The sequence below is a fragment of the Bacillus sp. RO1 genome (assembly GCF_012524115.1).
In the GTDB taxonomy this organism is placed as follows: domain Bacteria; phylum Bacillota; class Bacilli; order Bacillales; family Bacillaceae_I; genus Sutcliffiella_A.
Genome location: NZ_JAAZWB010000087.1, coordinates 110,303 through 126,596 on the forward strand (window position 1 = coordinate 110,303; position 16,294 = coordinate 126,596).

Sequence of the window (16,294 nt, forward strand, 5' to 3'; positions counted from 1 at the left end):
TCTAATCCTTAATACAAAGGTAGCGCCTGGTTATGGAGTATGGAACTCTCATTTCATTTCTCAGTCGTACACGCATGCAAGCTGCCGCTCTATGGAAAACTCCCCTCTCTCTATTTCTTGAAAAAACCTGTTAAAGTGATAATGACTCCTATTGCAAAGATAATTTGCACAAGGTTTGAAATGGACTCTGTCCCATATATTACACACCTCGTATTATGTACTTTATAAATTTAGTGTTTCATCCAATTTCAGAATAACTGAATTAGAAATTACATAGACATTACCGTAAATGTCGATTTGATCACCCTTAACACGTATAGCGCAATCCTTGTTTGACGCATATATGTCCATTTCTTGGGATAACGGAGACAACTCGCTTAGTACCAGATCTGTGTTATTTTCCAAATCATAATGAGATAGGACGGAAAAATCGTCCAGACCAACTCCTTCTATTAAAGAACTTGTTTCCACTTCAAACCCAAGTTTTTTTGAGCACAGCCACTTAGCGGCCATATTGATTGCACCAGCGCTAGCTCCCATCACAACTGCATTGCTTTGTTTAATTGGCTCTGATAACTCATATTCCATCAAAAATTCATTTTGTTTTACTGGATTCCCGCCCAACAAGAAAATGACGGAAGCCTTCTGAATCAATGCTTGGGCATCACCCTTCTGAACCTGGTAGTTGATTAAATCATATTCATCAAATGCAATTCCTGCCACATCAAGCCACGAACGTTCCGTAGCACCCTCCTCTTCATATATAGCTGGATTTGAGCTAATCATGGCAATCGATTTCGTATCCGTAATATCCTCCTGCAGCACCCTCGCCAAATCCTCAGGTATGAAATTGCTGAACCAACCTAAATAATAATGTGTTTTCATAAGTACCCCCGAAACTCATTGTCTTCCTTATGCTAAAGAAATAAATAAACATAGTATAAAAATAAAACCTGATAAAGGTGTCATAAAGAGTCTTTCTTTTTTACTGCGAGACATTAGATTCGCTATTGTATTTAATCCAAGAAAAATTGTAATGACCCAGACTAATATATTGGTAGATAAAAATTCTAAACTATTTAAAACATTAGCATGTTGCAGAAAAACGAAGCCCATAAATATGAGGATGAAAGCATTTAGCGCACTCACCATTCGTAATTTTATAGGCAAAACTTTATAATATCCGCCCATTGCAAATTCACCAAAAGGGTAGCCAAGTGAAAGTAACACCTGAAAAGCAGCTACGGACATACAAAGAACTGCGACAATAATTGATGCTACGTAGACAAAATCCAATTAAATTAGCTCCTCCCATTTATAACCGTCCTGTCTAATACGTATATCAGGAGCAATCCACTTTCCTGCTTTCGCTAACCTTCCCCTCTGCATTAGTAAATTTACCGTCTATACTTTTAATAGTAAAATAACTTCACTTTCCTCTAACAACTCGCCTGTGTTTACGAATCCAAGTGACTCATAGAATTGAAGTGCCGAATAATTATCTGGCTCTGTTGAGAGACCAATATAATGACAGTCATCATTCTTTTTGAACATATCAACCACTTGTTGCATCGCCTCTTTCCCGAGTCCCCTACGTTGATAAGAGACATCGATCATGAACCTAGGAATCCAATACTTCCTCTCTTCCATCTCGTTTGGATCATTTTCCGTCATCACAAAACCAATAACTTCCTCATCCAAATGTATTGCGTACGGTGTAAGATTGGGATTTACCTTAGACTCTGCAATGGAATAAACATTAGGTGCAACTCGATGAACTTGATCCTCCGCTAACTTTAGGTCTAGACATTTATACATGTTTTTCACCGTTAATTCTTGAATTGATATTTGAGCCATCGTCATTCTCCTTTAGATAAGATTAGTACTGTATTATCTGAATAAATAAAGCTGCTAGAATACCTTAACGGATTTACTTCCGTACAGTTGCTGATGGTGCTTTTAATTCTACTAATAAGTAAATAGGATTGAAGAGTTTATCTTCTCTTCTGTAACAATATAAAAAATAGTGTAATTCTCGAAATCTAAGTAAAGAAATTTCATATCATGATTGGATAACCCCACTGGAACCTCTTCGTTTTCATTTACAATCCCCTATACATGGGAATCACCGTTTATTTCTGTTCCAGCAGTCCACCAAATACCTTCCTTATCAACAAGTTCTAAATAGATTCTATGGTGGTTTCTTAACGTATTATCCAAGAAGTAAAAATAGTATATGGACTCCTCTGCTTCATATATAATAATGTCTCTATTGTCTTCTAATTGAGTTTTTAATACGCTTTCTTCTGAATATTTACTGTTTATAATGTTTTCGATATCTTCCACATAATAATCATTATCTTCTGTATTGGACGTACAGCCAAAAAGTAGAGAAATACAAAATAATTGAATAATAGTTTTCTTTAATCTGATCATAACTCCTCCTATTAGAGATACTGACCTACTTATTCCGTTAAAGCTCCTAGATTGATGAACATAGCTAACGGGTACGATGCTTCAATAACGAAGGATTGCTTATAATTCTATAAAGTAACGGGGCAGGATAGTTTATAAGTAGTGAATGGTTGTAAATCCTAATATCAAAAATTTCGATTAGAATTAAGTTGTTAGTAAACTATTATCTAGTCTCGTTTTATTAATACTTTGCATCTGCTCATATAAGTGGTAGTATCAACAAGTTTTGATACACCTGGACTTACAGCTTCTATTACTATTTGAGCACCAACAATATCATTGTCTTGATTACTATAAATTACGCCTTTTAATTTACCCTCACATCTCTCTTTTAATAGTACGACTTGGATGTATAAGGTCTCTTGCTTTACTAATTCATCCGGATTTAGACCCTGTTCACGTAGTTCATTTAACAATTCTTCATTATCTGGAAGTGAAAAAGGTTCTTTTTCCAATACACGACTTACTGTCCAACCATTGTCATTCAAATACCTTAAGTGTTCTTCACTTATTTCGGGAGATGAGCAGCTTCCTAGGAGTATTAAAACAAGTGACCAACCTATAATTAACCTTCGCAATCAATACTCCCCCATATCAACTAAATTAATCTCCAATATCTTTACCTGGTCCATGGGGACAGGCACGGCGACCCTTTTTTTGCTGTGCATTCCCTTATCCTTGACCTTTGCTTTCTTTTTCCTTCAAATAGTTATCATAAGCCTCTTTGACTGGATCGTATTTGGGTTCATCTTTTGTGAGCCTTTTGTGTATTTCTTTTAGAAGGAACAAACCTTTAAGTAAAATGCCCACAATAATTCCGAATGCCAGTAAACCGCCTGCCATTGGATCCAATATGAGTGATACACAAACTAAAATAATGGTCAAAGAGATGGATAGTATGATGTACAACATATAGCCCCCTAGTATTCTATGAATCTGTAAATATTGTGTATTAAGTTAATTTATACCAATTATTTCATAATTTATAAATTCCTACAATAAGCTAATCTTCATTTAGGTAGCACATAGAACAACGGCTAATCCTTGCTAAAGGGTACTAATGAAGTCCTTGGATGTAACACACTCCTACTAAAATAAAAGGCTAATTAGGAGCCTCTTATCATTATTACAAATATATTAAGTTTAATTTTTTCAGAGGGATTGGAGTGTAGGCTAGCGAAATTTTGAATTATAAATAACTTTATAATGAGGTGGATGTTATGGGTGTGCAAGCTGAAAAAATCTTCATTAATATGGCAGTTAAAGATTTGAATAAATCCAAAGCGTTTTTCTCTGGTCTTGGATTTGAATTTAATCAACAGTTCACAAATGAACTAGCAGCATGTATGGTTATCAATGATCATAGTTATGCGATGTTATTAACGGAGGACCATTTCAAGACGTTTACCGGTAAGGAAATTGCAGATTCAACCGTATACACAGAAGCAATCATAGCTTTATCTGTCGATAGTAGGGAAACAGTGGATAAAATTGTCCATGCTGCTTTGGAATCTGGTGGAAAGCCCTCAAAAGAACCGCAGGACCATGGCTTTATGTATGGTTGGAGCTTTCAGGATATAGACGGTCATCTTTGGGAACTCTTTTACATGGATCAAGCTGCAATGCAATAATGAAACATAGACGACAAAATGCAGGTAATCATTATGATTGCCTGCATTTTTAGTATAATTTAGCCTTTATATTATTAAACCCTCATAAAATCTAAAGCAACAGGCCACTTTTCCTGCGTATAAGCCATTGTCCAAAATTGATGTTCTAATTGAGTGCTAGTGATGAAGTGGTCTCGCATGCGTTGCTTTTCTTCTTCACCTGCTGTTGATGCACAAGCATCAATCTTGTCCATGAATACTTGTGTAATCGAAGTCACTTCCTTGTTTCCGTAAAACATGATCCATTCATAGAAAGGATGATCAGGTGTTGGGTTCACTTCTTGGATTAGCTTTTTTCCAATCTCCCAATATGTCCAAGGGCAAGGGGCGAGGGCTGCAAGTGTTTCGCCTAATGTCCCGTTTGCTGCTGCTTCCATCATATGCCGAGTATAGTGGTGGGCAGTTGGGGCAAGTGGAGCTTTCTGTAAATCTTCATAACGGACGCCAGCTACTTCACAAAAGTTATTGTGTGGATGCACTTCCGAATTTAGCACGAATCCTATTTGTTGTTGGAAAAATGCCATATCTTCGCGGTCGGTGCATTTAGAAACCGCCAGCCCATAAATTCTGCAAAAAGTAGAGAGATACTCAAAATCTTGCTCTACATAATGAATAAGTGCTTCTTTTGGTACATTTCCTTCCCCAATACCTTTTACAAATGGGTGTTCAAAGATTGCCTGAAAAATCGGATCTGCCTCTCTTCGTAACTGCTCAGAAAACTTCATGTCGTATTCCTCCTTAAAAATTTTTTAGGAGAATACCCACCTTTTCCCACAGAAGAACAAAACTTAGTAAAATCGCTCTCTATTAAATAACGAAAAAGCTCCTCTTCCACGGGAAAGAGGAGCTTGAGTATACGTACGTACTAAACTCAAAGCGCCACTTTCCTCCGCTGGTATCACCCAGATCAGGTTCAAAGGGTCCGTCGCGTAAAGCTCCGTCTCAGCCAATTGGCTCCCCTAGTGGATATCCATATGAATATTTTACAACAAATAGATATTTATTCCAAGTGACTTTTGTTTTGGAGGCGAGGACCTACATCTAAGTTGGAAGTCCAAGCTTTAATCCATCGGGACATACACGGCGATACCTTCTGAGATTAATTCCCTTGAACTTCGCTTTCTTTCTCTTTCAAATAGTTTTCATAAGCCTCTTTGACTGGATCGTATTTGGGTTCATCTTTTGTGAGCCTTTTGTGGATGTCGTTTAGGAGATACAGTCCTCTAAACAAGATGCCTGCGAATATTCCAAAAGCCAGGAAACCGCCAACCAAAGGTCCCATCATGAGTAATAGATAACCTAATATGGTAGACAATAAAATCGACAGTAATAAATACAATATGAAGCCCCCTTTTATTCTATGTATCTGTAAATATTAAGTATTAATCGTATAATAAAAAGGAAATTTATGCTAATGTATTTTTATGAATTGGGCTGAGCGGACAGGCACGCCGACCCACTTTCTTCAATTAAGAGGAGGAGTTTTTATTAGACATTTGTGGATTGTTGTTTCGTTAATTCCTATGCCGTTTCTGTTTCATTACTTCGAAACTTCACAGCATCCAGAGCGTGCTGATTTCTTGTTCGTAGGTACCTTATTATTTGCTGGATTGGTTGGTTTCTTGTCTATAAAAGTTAAGGTTGGGCTTATAATTCTAGTAAACGTAATCACTATTATTGTTTCCGTTTGGTTGGGGACAACTTTTATTACTCCTCCTAATGAAGGTTGGTTTAAACCTATTGGGATGAATTCTGCGATTGTATTAACCGGGGTTGTGTTAGTAGTGGTTGTGTTAGTACTTCGGTCTGTTTTTAAGCATGTGTTTTCGAGGGAGTAGAGGAGACAGGCACGGTTTCCCATTGAATAAGACTTAGACAGTGACGGAGGTAAGTTTATCCGCCACTGTTTTTTGTTTGTTTGCTCGTACCTCTCACACAAAAACTGGTCGAGTCTACTCCTCCACCCATTGAATATTATGAGCATCAACATACTCCGCACTCTCCAAAGTCGACAAATCCATCACATACGTGTTCCCAATTGAATCTGCAACCAGCCCCTTCAAGATCGTTCCGGGTGGGGTTTCGTGTTCCATGGAATGATAGACTAAGTGTTGTCCGTCTGGGGAGAATCCAGTTGGGCGGTATCCGGTGAACTTCTCGTCATACAGCCCATGGAATTTCTTAATTATTTTTTCGTTTCCTTCGCGCAACAAATACAGAGAACCTTTTTTCGAGGAAGCCGTCCCATTTTCCGTTTCGTTCTGTATATAATCCGTCTCTATTTCCATCACTTCTTTTTGCAATACGGTCGGTGTCTCTTCCCCTTCACTTAAGGAGAACAAACTCGTTATCCATCGCGATGAAGTAGACTGTTTCCTCGGCCTTATAATAATAAAAGTTTATAATATTATCATTATAGTTTCCTAACCCGTCATTCCCCTTCCCTTTATGGCTATATACTAATGTTTTATTTTGCAGGCTTGCGTCTGATTTAAATAAGGTAAGAACCCCATCCACCCTTTTGGTAAAATAAATCGTTCCTTCTAAATCTGTTAATACGTCTTCATTTATGTTGCTTGTAGAGTTCTGAAATAGTTTAAAAGATACGACGGAAATGACGGCTACCAATAAAAGTCCGATGATGAATTTTTTCTTCATATTGTCCCCCCTATTCTATATCCAATAATAACCATAATTATAGCGGAGTCTTCTTTTTCGTCAACGCCCTTTTTTGTAAAGCATCCTTGACATTCCACCAAATGTAAAGTACGCTTTACTTACAACCGATTGTAAAGCTAGCTTTACAAAATTAATCGGAGGTGTGGAAAAGTTGAAAAATCGGATTAAGGATCTGCGCAAGGCTGCGAAGATGACGCAAGAGGACCTGGCCGTGCAGGTAGGCGTCTCGAGACAGTCCATCATTGCGATTGAATCAGGAAAGTACAATCCATCACTTGAACTAGCATACAACATCTCAAAAGTATTCAATTGCATCATTGAAGAGGTCTTTATTTTAGAAGAAGGGGGAGAAGAATAATGGCAGTGCAAATTGGCGGGTTGGTCGGATTATATGGAGGAGCTGTCATAGGTATATTAGCTTGGTGGTTTGGCCGCCGTATGGCCAAAAAGCAAGGTGGGTTAGATGAACTGCATGACCATATTTGGCAGAAGGCTCGGTCCATTTCTTGGTTTTTCAGCCTTGCTTCCATGTACATTCTTTTCACTTTGATCATGTTCGGAATGGAACTAAAGGCAGCCATGGTATTGGGCGTCATCATGCTTGTTCATTTTGCCAGCTGGGGAATTACAGGCGTGATCTTGTCCATCAATATGAATATGGAAGAGCCTTTGAAACCCTCTAGAGTGAAATTTGGGATAGCGATTGTGGCCGTGTCCCTACTTATCTTTATTATTCTTTCTACCACTACCGGCAACTGGTGGTTCCTGCTTGCTAGCGTTCCCCCAATCTTGATTGGGTTGATATGGGCGTTGACTCCGGAAAAAGGCAGTGAGGAATTTTGATGAAAAAGAAATAGCCTCTATAAAAATGACCATTAAAACCGTCTGGGTTCTAATGGTCCTTTTTTCATTTAAAAGCCTCAAGCCCTGCGCAACCTAAAATAATACATCCAAGTTTTCGTGATGAATGTCCCGAATAGGAGGATACAGATGAAAAACATAATGGTGTTAGAATTCACGATGGACCACTCCCCACCATTTCTGAAAATATAGAAGGTGTTAAGGCTCGCAATGTAGATGTACATAAGAACCAGTGGTAAGAACAAGGCGGTATAGGAAAGGGCCACTTTCTTGGCTTGCTTGAGCTTATGCGTTTGTTCGCTGTACAGGGCCGGTGCTGTTTCGCCAGCTTCGTATTCCTTGCTCCAAATCGTCCATTTTTGGAGGGCTCCCTTTGAACTGAATTCTTCCTTCCAACCTGCTTGTCTATGAATCTCGAAATAGCTGTCATTCGATAGATTTTGATAGTCCGCGCTGTACTTAATATTTTGTGGTTCTCCTTTTAGGAAGTAGAAAGTGGTGCCAAGTTTGTTAACGCGGTGGAGGCGGTTCCCTTCTGCTGCCATTTGTTCCAGCCATTTTTCTAGTTTGTCCGGTGAGTACATCCAGCCGAACTTGCGGCGTTTGATGAGGATGCCTTCACGCTTCAGTTGTTTTTCTTCTGCTTTGGTCATGTTTTTCTTTTCTAGGGTGTATGGTGCCATGTATGTTGATGGATTCTCAGTTGAGAGCGCTTTGTTTGTCTTCTTTATTTTCCAAACAGAGTAGATCATGAATAGGTAAAAGGCGGTTACTAGTGCTGCGCCAGTGTAAGTGATGATCCAAAGCGGGCTTTCCACTACTTCCACGTTGCCGTCGCTTGCGATGGTGGCGGTAGTGAAGAGAGCCACATTTGCCAAGGTTGCGCCTGTTATGTAGATGAGTATGGCCATAAATGCGTAAAAGATAAAATTGTTGCGCTTGATGATGGCGTCGCGGCTGGTGGAAGTGGTCACTTCTGCCTGCGGTCTTTCGTTTGCAATCACATACCACTTGCCGCTTTGGGTTACTTTTTCCCAACCGTCATTGCGCATCGTGTTGGAAAGGATTGCAGGTTTTATTTTATCGTAGGCAATTCGGTAGGTGACATCCTTTGGCTGGCCCTTTTCAAATGTGAAGCCTCGTTTAAAACGGTGCAGCTCTTTTAGATAATAGCCTGCCTTTGCCTGGTTGGTGAGCCATTGCTCTGTTTTCTGCACATCATAGCTCCATAGTGGTTTCGTGTAGGTTTTCATTTAAATTCCCCCTCGTACTTCAATGCATTTCCGTGAAGCTCCTTCAATCGTTCGATCTCTGCGGTAATCAGCTCTTTCCCGCTATCGGTAATTTCGTATACTGTTTTACGTTCTGCGTCTGCAAACACCGTAATGACTCCATCCTTTTGCATTTTTGTCAGCGTTCCGTAGATGGTTCCCGAACCAAGACGGATTCTATTGTTTGAAATTTCTTCGACGTGTTTGATGATGCCATAGCCATGGCGTGGTTCTGTTAATGAGAGCAAGATATAGAATGCGGTTTCTGTCATGGGTATGTATTTTTTTATGATTTTAGATAGTTCCAATGTGGGCACCCCAGTTCTTACGAGTATGTCGCGACGTGATATATGTCATAGTATGACTATATCATGGTGTGACATAGTTGTGCAAGGGGGTTTGTGCTTAGGGGACAGGCACAGTGACCCAGTTTTTCGCGCGGCTTCACTTCTGTTGTTGGACAGAAGTTATTTTGATATAGAATGCGAAAATGGTTGAGGTTTGTCGTATGGTTTTGAGAGCTTACAATACAACCTTTAATTTTCGTTTCTACAAACGTTTGTTTAATTTTAGTTATTCTAAGAAAGCAGTAAAACAAACAAAATGCAGGTAATCTATGTGATTACCTGCATTTTGTTATCTCAACACTTTATATTCTTTCACGTACTCTTCATAATCTAATACTTCAATGGCGTTGGACCAATGCAAAACAGTTCCAACAAAGTCCTTTATGTCCAAGCCTGGCATTTCGTAAGTTTCATCGTTATTGACCGTTCCAGTGGCCTCCTCAATGAATGTCACTTTATATCCTCTATCAAAGGCTGCGATGGCGGTAAACATACAACAGTACTCTGTGTTGAAGCCTGTAATGAAAAGATGCTCAACACCTAACTTTTCTAGTGTTTCAGAGAGGCTAGTATTCACGAATGAACTTGGAGTTAGCTTCTCTATTACCTGGTCAGCATAGTCCTTTAATGAAGCATGCAGTTCAGAACCAACGGAATCTTTATATAAAGGGCTCTCTTCCATGTCATCCACATGTCTCATAAAGATGACAGGGCTTTTGCTATCCTTGAAATCTTTTATCACATTTTCCATCATTAAAAGTTCTTCTTTAAAATCACCAAAATTAACAATACCATTTTGAACATCAATGACTAATAATGCTTTCATATTATCACCTACCTATTTTGTTAATAGGGATATACTTCTAGAAGGTGGATGTAAAGTCCTCCTTCCCGCAAACATGTGTTGAGGGGCAGGCACGGTGACCCACTGTCGCCTCCCCCTCTTCCTTAACTTAAAATTCGAACACCTGACGTAATTCAATCTGTCCTTCTCCATATCCTTGAGGATCCGGCATCCGCATCGCCCACTCGACAGCTTCTTCTTTCGACTTCACATCAATCAAAATGAACCCGGCAACCAAATTATTCGGGTCAGAAAACGGACCCTCCTTCACTACTGGCTCTCCACCGGGCTCCGGATACGAAATGCGCATTCCATTTGAACTTGGATGTAGTCCTTTCGCCATTACTCGCACGCCTGCTTTCACTAATTCATCGTTATACTGGTCCATTGCTGCATTAAGCTCTGGATTTGGGCGGTTTCCAGTTTCTGAATTTGTTGAGGCTTTGACGATTAGCATGAATAACATATAAGTTCTCCCCTTTTTCATGTCCTCGGTACAATAAATCATACCAAATTAAGTTGAAAATAAGTGATGTATTGTTGGTTAGATTTTGCAATTGTCCAAAGTTGAACAAAGATTTTCATTTTTTGACCGAACCCATGGTTGTTTTTGAAATGATTGACACATATGACAGGTTTACGATTGTCATAATCCAATGTGTAGTAAGATAGTTAAAGGACTATGAGGAGGAATTAATATGCTGATGATAACGGAAAATGTTAAGGGTAAACGCTATAAGCAATTAATAGACCTTTTATCAAAGCATTGTAATCGTTTCGCGTTTGTTGAGAATAGACAGATGATGGATATTGAAGAAGAACGTCTTGCCTATGTCGATAATTTGATAAACGATATTAAAGGGCATTTAATCGAAAGGAAAATTCAACGAAAATGGGAAACCACTAAACTTTCTGGTGGTACAGCATACGTTTATTATTTTCAGATGAATAATGCTACAAGGCTATTTTTGAAGGAATATAGCAGTTCTCTTTTTGGTTGGATTAGCCCAGAACTACCAGAAGACTTAATGTTTTATCATAATGATAAATGTATGTTGGCTGGATGTTCACACGAAGGGTTTTTTATGGTTGATGAAACCTTATGGAACAGTTTCTTATTAAGTTAATCAGCCTAAGTTGAACAAAAATAGAGGAAACCCATTTATTATTAAGGTTTCCTTTAATTTTACTTCTTTATCAACATTAAAATATAACAGAGCCTTTCAAATAAAAACATGCTTATCTTTCATCTTTTTTAGACATGGAGTCGCAAAAACAGGCTCGCCTATCTAAGACAGGTTATATTCTCTTAAACTATTGAATTTTTCATATTTCCAAAACTATTGATTTGTAATATAGTAATGAGATTATCGCACAAATAAAAAGGAGCTAGATGATGGACTTTATTACCATATTAAAAGCAGTCATATTAGGGATTGTCGAAGGTTTGACGGAGTTTGCTCCTGTTTCCTCAACAGGGCACATGATTATTGTGGACGATATGCTTCTACAATCAAACGAGTTTCTTGGTAAGTATGTAGCCAACACATTTAAAATTGTCATACAGCTAGGGTCCATCCTGGCAGTAGTGGTGATTTTCAGGAACCGATTTATTGAGCTGCTTGGGGGAAATAAATTCAGAGGTGCATCTACCTCACAAGGTTCCAAGCGACTTAAACTTACCCATGTTATGGTGGGGCTGATTCCGGCAGGTGTCTTGGGGCTATTGTTCGAAGACTATATTGACGAACACTTATTTTCACTGGAGACTGTTCTGATTGGACTTGTTATCGGCGCTGTGTTGATGATTGCCGCCGACCTATTCGGTCCAAAAGAGCCGAAAATGCAGAGTGTTGATCAAATGACCTATAAGCAGGCATTTTCCATCGGACTGATTCAGTGCTTATCTTTATGGCCAGGATTTTCAAGATCGGGTTCCACCATTTCTGGAGGAGTCCTCCTAGGTATGAGTCATAGGGCTGCTGCTGATTTTACATTTATTATGGCAGTGCCTATCATGGTTGGAGCGAGCGGACTCTCCCTACTAAAAAATTGGCAGTATTTCACTATCGAAGCTTTACCGTTCTTTGCTGCCGGTTTTATTACTTCATTTATTTTCGCTTTAATATCAATAAAGTTCTTCTTGCAATTAATTAATAAAATCAAGCTTGTGCCATTTGCTATTTATCGCATTGTGCTGGCACTGGTTATTTACTTGGTTTATTTTTGAGTCGAGGGACAGGCATGCCTACCCACTTTTTAATAAACATATAAAACCACTTCCTGAGCTAGGGAGTGGTTTTTATTATGTTCCTATTTTAATAATATGGATACGGTTGATACGGATACGGCGGATATGGATAGTACGGATATGGTCTTGGTCTTGGTGTTAATAGGGCACCTGCTGCCAATCCTGTGATAAACGGCAGCCCAAAACCAAACCCAAAGCCTGGACGGCCGTATCCTAGACCCGGACGGACACCAAAGCCAGAACCGAATCCACCTAAACCAAAGCCCGGACCAACGATTCTTCTTTGATCATGATAATTAAAGTTCACTAGACTACACTCCCTCAAGTTATTCCATACCATCCTATTCAAGCGACAGGAGTCTATAAACTTGTACCTAGAAAGATGTGCGAATGCCTAGTGGCGGGTTGATGGGGAAAGGCAGGCCACCCATTGTTCTTAGATTATTTTCCTCCATCTCCAAACCGTGGTGCTGAACATTACTAGAGATATGGACAGTAGTATAATGGATGAAACAAAATAACTCTCTATGAAGTAGTTAAATCCATGCCATTGCGGCAAGAGTAAGATAGCAAAAGGAATAGCCCATCCAAAATTAATTGTTGTATCCACATAGTTAATATAAGCCGTTAAAGCAGAAATAGCTGAAGATAGTGCCAAAAAAATAGCATATAACTTTAGCACAGCTTTATTTTTGGCTTTATATGCCAATCCAAAACAGATAATCCAAACAGCTAAGTGTACCAAAGATACAAGTAAATTTTCGATAGTTGCTGGGCTTCCTTTAAAAGAATCAATTAAGTTGAACGTTACTCCAAAGGCAATATTAGGGATGGGCAGAATTAAACATGCAAGGACTCTGAATTTCAACGAACGTTTCCCTCCTTGTGTTGAGGGGACAGGCACGCCATTGTTAGAAATGACATAATCATCCTCCTCTTCCTCTTTTGTGTAATTTTACACTATAAGCGTAATATTTACCATTAGTTTTTAAAAGAGGGCAGAACAATTCTCCATTATTTCTTATCCTAATATACCTTGCGAAAATGGTTGAAAAATCACGAATGCTTTTCAACCCTTAGCTCAAAATACGCGATTTATTTTTGAACAAACGATTGTTTAAATAATGGTATTGCAACATATTTTAAATCACACAAAAATACCCAGAGGTTTTATCTCTGGGCGTGCGTCGATTCAATGTACAATCAAACAGCTAATTTTTCTACTTTGAATTTGCCTATCTCAAAGGACATTCTATTCAATCGTTACCAAAAACAAACACAGCTACCTGCCAACACGATTTTCATGATAGTTGTATTTTACCTAGTAGCAAGAGAGGGTAGGATTTTAGTTTTAGGAATAAGTCCACAAAAAGGATGCAGAACGGAAGGAACTTTTATGGAGGATTCTCATCCTTCCTGGTTGCTCCATTTTGTTGCTTACTTACACTTATACCTTTTCGCCGTCAGCTTCGACCTTTTTACGGTCAGCTTCTACATTTCCCGAGTTACCTTCTACATTTCCCAAACGAGCTTCTACCTTTCCACGCCAACGTTCTACAATTTTACGAAAAAAAAGAGATTTCTACCGCTCCGCTCAAGCGATAGAAACCTCCCTGTGGTTGAAGGAACAGACACGCCGGCCCATTATCATTCATTATTCCTTCACTTCAACCCTTTTCGCATGACCTTTTGCGGGATAGGAGTGATCCAGCCCACCGTCGATCCAAATTTGCACTTCATCTCCTACTTTTACATCAGCTAATTTATCAAAACTCAAATAAATCAGTGAGATTCTTTCTTCATCTAATTCTTGAATTGTTTTTTTACTAACCGCAGCGTACTCGCTTCTGGTTACATTCTCTGCAACTAACATTCTTCCGTCTTTCACCTCAAGAATTAAGGCATCAATAATCAAACTAGGATTTGCTTTTTCTTCTATTGATGTACAACCAACCAAAACAACAATTAAACTTATGAATAAAACATGCATGAAGTGACAGGCACGCCGATCCATTTTATCTCTCACCTCATTTGTCTCGTCTCAAGATATGCCCAATAACTACACACAACAACATTAAGCCCACAAATAATCCCGTATCACTACTATCCATATTTAAAAACGCCGGTCCGACTAAGTAATTCACTATGAAAATAGCAACTGCCATAAATAAGAGCACTTTGTATATCATCTATACACCTTCTTCTTCACTTAATAATCTTGTTCAACTATTTTGAAAGTAAATAACAATTTGAAAAGCCGCAAGCAAGACTAAACTTTGAATAAACGTTACAGATATGTCTTTTTTCCAAGTGTTTTTGTCCGGATAGCTACCAGGAAACCTTTTAAAAACAAGGAGAATAGCCCACCAAAATAAAAATCCATACATGAAAGTACTAAAGTTTTCGTACAACAAATTGACTCCCCCTCTTTTGCCAAGTACCTCTTTTTGAAAAAATACTCCACTTTTAATTTAACATATATATCCATAATTACGGTGTTTTTTCAGAAATATTATATTTTTCAAACCAATCACAAAAAAACACCTTTTATTATGTTAAAATATTCCTAATTCTCTTCTGACACTGGTTGGACGCGGGGATTATCCGGCTGACAACCTAGATTTTTTATTATATTTGAAAGGAGCGATCTCTATGAAATTTGTACATATATTCGGCCCCCAAGCAGTCGGAAAAATGACCGTCGGGCAGGAGTTAGCGAAAATAACTGATTTAAAGCTTTTCCATAACCATATGACAATCGACTTGGTTGGGCATTTTTTTGACTACAGCACAAAGGAAGCAAAGCGGTTAGTGAACTTGTTTCGCCAGGAGATATTTGAAGAGGTTTCAAAAAGCGATCTGTACGGCATGATTTTCACCTATGTCTGGATGTTTGATAAGGAGTCGGATTGGGAGTATGTGAAGAACCTCACTCAGTTGTTTGAATCCAGAGGTGCCACGGTTTACTACGTCGAATTGGAAGCAGATCTAGACGAGCGACTGGAGCGAAACAAAACGCCAAACCGTCTGGAACACAAGCCGAAAAAGCGAGATTTGGAATGGTCGGAGAACGATTTGTTGGAGACGCTGGAGAAGCATCGGTTGAACTCATTGGATGGGGAAATACCATTTGAGAATTACATTAAGATTGATAATACGAATATGAGCGCGGAGGATGTCGCAAGGTCTATTAAGAATCGCTTTGATTTTTAAGGGTCCAGACCTCTCCTCCTTTCCCTATAAATTCAAAAAATGTAATAAATTTAACATAAAACCCCATACTAAATGATTAGAGAAACTACTTTTCAAGTAAAAGTAAACGGAATATGGAGGTTTCACAATGACTAGCGCAATAGAAGCCATAGCAGCCATCATTAAAAATTTCACAGATGAAGAGCCAAAATTCCCTTTACATGTTGGCGAAGTAATGGATCTTTGGACAGCTTTTACAGCTTTTAAGGAAGCCCATACCCTTTATCAGATTGCACTCAACACTACCAATGACACTGACTTAAAGCCCGTTTTAGAAGAGGCGTTGAAAGGTAGTTTCGCTGATACGAAACGGATAGAGGAGTTGCTCATTAAAGAAGGAGTTCCATTGCCTCTTATTTATCCAAATAAACCAGCCTCCGAACCAAGTGCTGTTCCCGAAGGTGTTAGATTAACCGATGATGAGATTGCCAATCTTATTTCTGTAAAAGTTGCGGCCTCCGTAACTTTCTGTGCCCAAGCTATGTCAAAAACAGTTCGAACCGATGTGGGGCTTTTGTTTTTTTCCATTCAGGTTAATTTAATGAAATTTGCTGCACCACTGAAAAATTTAATGAAAGCCAGAGGTTGGTTAAGAGTTCCCCCACCATACAATCCACCTGGGGCTCCCCATCCACCTAGTTAAA

The 16,294-nt window shown here is 38.8% G+C and carries 25 protein-coding genes and 1 riboswitch; of the genes, 8 read left to right on the forward strand and 17 right to left on the reverse strand.

The annotated features are described in order from the left end of the window. Nucleotides 1–222 precede the first annotated feature (222 nt). The 6 genes from HC179_RS17305 to HC179_RS17330 form a co-directional block, all read right to left on the reverse strand. Complete coding sequence (locus HC179_RS17305) at nucleotides 223–885, reverse strand: Type 1 glutamine amidotransferase-like domain-containing protein (protein WP_168865449.1); 663 nt, start codon at nucleotides 883–885, stop codon at nucleotides 223–225. A 27-nt stretch (nucleotides 886–912) separates the two neighbouring features. After that, entirely contained in the window at nucleotides 913–1,296 is a 384-nt protein-coding gene (locus tag HC179_RS17310) for a hypothetical protein (protein ID WP_168865450.1), read from the reverse strand. A 108-nt stretch (nucleotides 1,297–1,404) separates the two neighbouring features. Continuing rightward, nucleotides 1,405–1,857: a GNAT family N-acetyltransferase gene (locus HC179_RS17315; RefSeq protein WP_168865451.1), complete on the reverse strand. Its 453-nt coding sequence runs from the start codon at nucleotides 1,855–1,857 to the stop codon at nucleotides 1,405–1,407. A gap of 255 nt (nucleotides 1,858–2,112) precedes the next feature. Next, complete coding sequence (locus HC179_RS17320) at nucleotides 2,113–2,436, reverse strand: hypothetical protein (RefSeq protein WP_168865452.1); 324 nt, start codon at nucleotides 2,434–2,436, stop codon at nucleotides 2,113–2,115. A gap of 206 nt (nucleotides 2,437–2,642) precedes the next feature. Further along, entirely contained in the window at nucleotides 2,643–3,053 is a 411-nt protein-coding gene (locus HC179_RS17325) for a hypothetical protein (RefSeq protein ID WP_168865453.1), read from the reverse strand. Nucleotides 3,054–3,147: 94 nt separating this feature from the next. After that, the gene (locus HC179_RS17330) at nucleotides 3,148–3,387 is read right to left on the reverse strand and encodes a hypothetical protein (RefSeq protein WP_240948567.1); all 240 of its coding nucleotides are present in this window, start codon (nucleotides 3,385–3,387) and stop codon (nucleotides 3,148–3,150) included. 308 nt (nucleotides 3,388–3,695) lie between these two features. Here HC179_RS17330 and HC179_RS17335 point away from each other — a divergent pair, with 308 nt between their 5' ends. Continuing rightward, entirely contained in the window at nucleotides 3,696–4,106 is a 411-nt protein-coding gene (locus tag HC179_RS17335) for a VOC family protein (protein ID WP_168865454.1), read from the forward strand. Nucleotides 4,107–4,180: 74 nt separating this feature from the next. Here the strand turns inward: HC179_RS17335 and tenA are convergent, their stop codons facing one another. Next, nucleotides 4,181–4,870 (reverse strand): thiaminase II, encoded by a 690-nt coding sequence (gene tenA / locus HC179_RS17340; RefSeq protein ID WP_168865455.1) that lies wholly within the window; start codon nucleotides 4,868–4,870, stop codon nucleotides 4,181–4,183. 142 nt (nucleotides 4,871–5,012) lie between these two features. Next, a riboswitch (TPP riboswitch) is annotated at nucleotides 5,013–5,116 on the reverse strand. A 128-nt stretch (nucleotides 5,117–5,244) separates the two neighbouring features. Beyond that, entirely contained in the window at nucleotides 5,245–5,484 is a 240-nt protein-coding gene (locus HC179_RS17345; protein WP_168865456.1) for a hypothetical protein, read from the reverse strand. Between the two features lie 157 nt (nucleotides 5,485–5,641). Here HC179_RS17345 and HC179_RS17350 point away from each other — a divergent pair, with 157 nt between their 5' ends. After that, the gene (locus HC179_RS17350) at nucleotides 5,642–5,983 is read left to right on the forward strand and encodes a hypothetical protein (RefSeq protein ID WP_168865457.1); all 342 of its coding nucleotides are present in this window, start codon (nucleotides 5,642–5,644) and stop codon (nucleotides 5,981–5,983) included. A 114-nt stretch (nucleotides 5,984–6,097) separates the two neighbouring features. Here the strand turns inward: HC179_RS17350 and HC179_RS21085 are convergent, their stop codons facing one another. Together HC179_RS21085 and HC179_RS21090 are read right to left on the reverse strand one after the other, a co-directional pair. Then, complete coding sequence (locus HC179_RS21085; RefSeq protein ID WP_240948568.1) at nucleotides 6,098–6,487, reverse strand: hypothetical protein; 390 nt, start codon at nucleotides 6,485–6,487, stop codon at nucleotides 6,098–6,100. Continuing rightward, a complete protein-coding gene (locus HC179_RS21090; protein WP_240948569.1) occupies nucleotides 6,471–6,803 on the reverse strand; it encodes a hypothetical protein in 333 nt (110 codons plus the stop codon). The genes HC179_RS21085 and HC179_RS21090 overlap by 17 nt, the downstream gene beginning before the upstream one ends. 172 nt (nucleotides 6,804–6,975) lie before the next feature. Between HC179_RS21090 and HC179_RS17360 the strand changes: the two genes are divergently transcribed. Next, nucleotides 6,976–7,182, forward strand: coding sequence for a helix-turn-helix transcriptional regulator (locus HC179_RS17360; RefSeq protein ID WP_168865458.1), 207 nt, complete (start codon nucleotides 6,976–6,978; stop codon nucleotides 7,180–7,182). Then, nucleotides 7,182–7,667, forward strand: a complete 486-nt coding sequence (locus HC179_RS17365; protein ID WP_168865459.1) for a hypothetical protein — start codon at nucleotides 7,182–7,184, stop codon at nucleotides 7,665–7,667. Before HC179_RS17360 ends, HC179_RS17365 begins: the two co-directional genes overlap by 1 nt. A gap of 77 nt (nucleotides 7,668–7,744) precedes the next feature. Here the strand turns inward: HC179_RS17365 and HC179_RS17370 are convergent, their stop codons facing one another. From HC179_RS17370 to HC179_RS17385, 4 genes are all read right to left on the reverse strand, one after another. Further along, nucleotides 7,745–8,938 (reverse strand): DUF2812 domain-containing protein, encoded by a 1,194-nt coding sequence (locus tag HC179_RS17370; RefSeq protein WP_168865460.1) that lies wholly within the window; start codon nucleotides 8,936–8,938, stop codon nucleotides 7,745–7,747. Next, on the reverse strand, nucleotides 8,935–9,228 hold the full coding sequence (locus HC179_RS17375; protein WP_168865628.1) for a PadR family transcriptional regulator: 294 nt from the start codon (nucleotides 9,226–9,228) through the stop codon (nucleotides 8,935–8,937). The genes HC179_RS17370 and HC179_RS17375 overlap by 4 nt, the downstream gene beginning before the upstream one ends. Nucleotides 9,229–9,592: 364 nt before the next feature. Continuing rightward, entirely contained in the window at nucleotides 9,593–10,129 is a 537-nt protein-coding gene (locus tag HC179_RS17380; RefSeq protein WP_168865461.1) for an isochorismatase family protein, read from the reverse strand. Between the two features lie 127 nt (nucleotides 10,130–10,256). Further along, on the reverse strand, nucleotides 10,257–10,613 hold the full coding sequence (locus HC179_RS17385; RefSeq protein ID WP_168865462.1) for a YciI family protein: 357 nt from the start codon (nucleotides 10,611–10,613) through the stop codon (nucleotides 10,257–10,259). A gap of 232 nt (nucleotides 10,614–10,845) precedes the next feature. Here HC179_RS17385 and HC179_RS17390 point away from each other — a divergent pair, with 232 nt between their 5' ends. Both HC179_RS17390 and HC179_RS17395 read left to right on the forward strand, forming a co-directional pair. Next, nucleotides 10,846–11,274: a stage III sporulation protein AH gene (locus tag HC179_RS17390; protein ID WP_240948570.1), complete on the forward strand. Its 429-nt coding sequence runs from the start codon at nucleotides 10,846–10,848 to the stop codon at nucleotides 11,272–11,274. Between the two features lie 269 nt (nucleotides 11,275–11,543). Further along, nucleotides 11,544–12,377, forward strand: a complete 834-nt coding sequence (locus HC179_RS17395; RefSeq protein ID WP_168865630.1) for an undecaprenyl-diphosphate phosphatase — start codon at nucleotides 11,544–11,546, stop codon at nucleotides 12,375–12,377. Nucleotides 12,378–12,465: 88 nt separating this feature from the next. On the opposite strand, the gene HC179_RS17400 is transcribed toward HC179_RS17395, so the two are convergent. The 3 genes from HC179_RS17400 to HC179_RS17410 form a co-directional block, all read right to left on the reverse strand. After that, entirely contained in the window at nucleotides 12,466–12,738 is a 273-nt protein-coding gene (locus tag HC179_RS17400; protein WP_205825380.1) for a spore coat protein, read from the reverse strand. A 96-nt stretch (nucleotides 12,739–12,834) separates the two neighbouring features. Next, nucleotides 12,835–13,266 (reverse strand): hypothetical protein, encoded by a 432-nt coding sequence (locus tag HC179_RS17405; RefSeq protein ID WP_168865464.1) that lies wholly within the window; start codon nucleotides 13,264–13,266, stop codon nucleotides 12,835–12,837. Between the two features lie 786 nt (nucleotides 13,267–14,052). Further along, nucleotides 14,053–14,412 carry a DUF3221 domain-containing protein gene (locus HC179_RS17410; protein ID WP_168865465.1) on the reverse strand — a complete coding sequence of 120 codons (360 nt, stop codon included), beginning with the start codon at nucleotides 14,410–14,412 and terminating at the stop codon, nucleotides 14,053–14,055. Nucleotides 14,413–15,050: 638 nt separating this feature from the next. On the opposite strand from HC179_RS17410, the gene HC179_RS17415 reads away from it, so the two are divergent. Then, on the forward strand, nucleotides 15,051–15,611 hold the full coding sequence (locus tag HC179_RS17415) for an AAA family ATPase (RefSeq protein WP_168865466.1): 561 nt from the start codon (nucleotides 15,051–15,053) through the stop codon (nucleotides 15,609–15,611). A gap of 127 nt (nucleotides 15,612–15,738) precedes the next feature. Continuing rightward, nucleotides 15,739–16,293 carry a DUF3231 family protein gene (locus tag HC179_RS17420; protein WP_168865467.1) on the forward strand — a complete coding sequence of 185 codons (555 nt, stop codon included), beginning with the start codon at nucleotides 15,739–15,741 and terminating at the stop codon, nucleotides 16,291–16,293. Nucleotide 16,294: the final 1 nt, after the last annotated feature.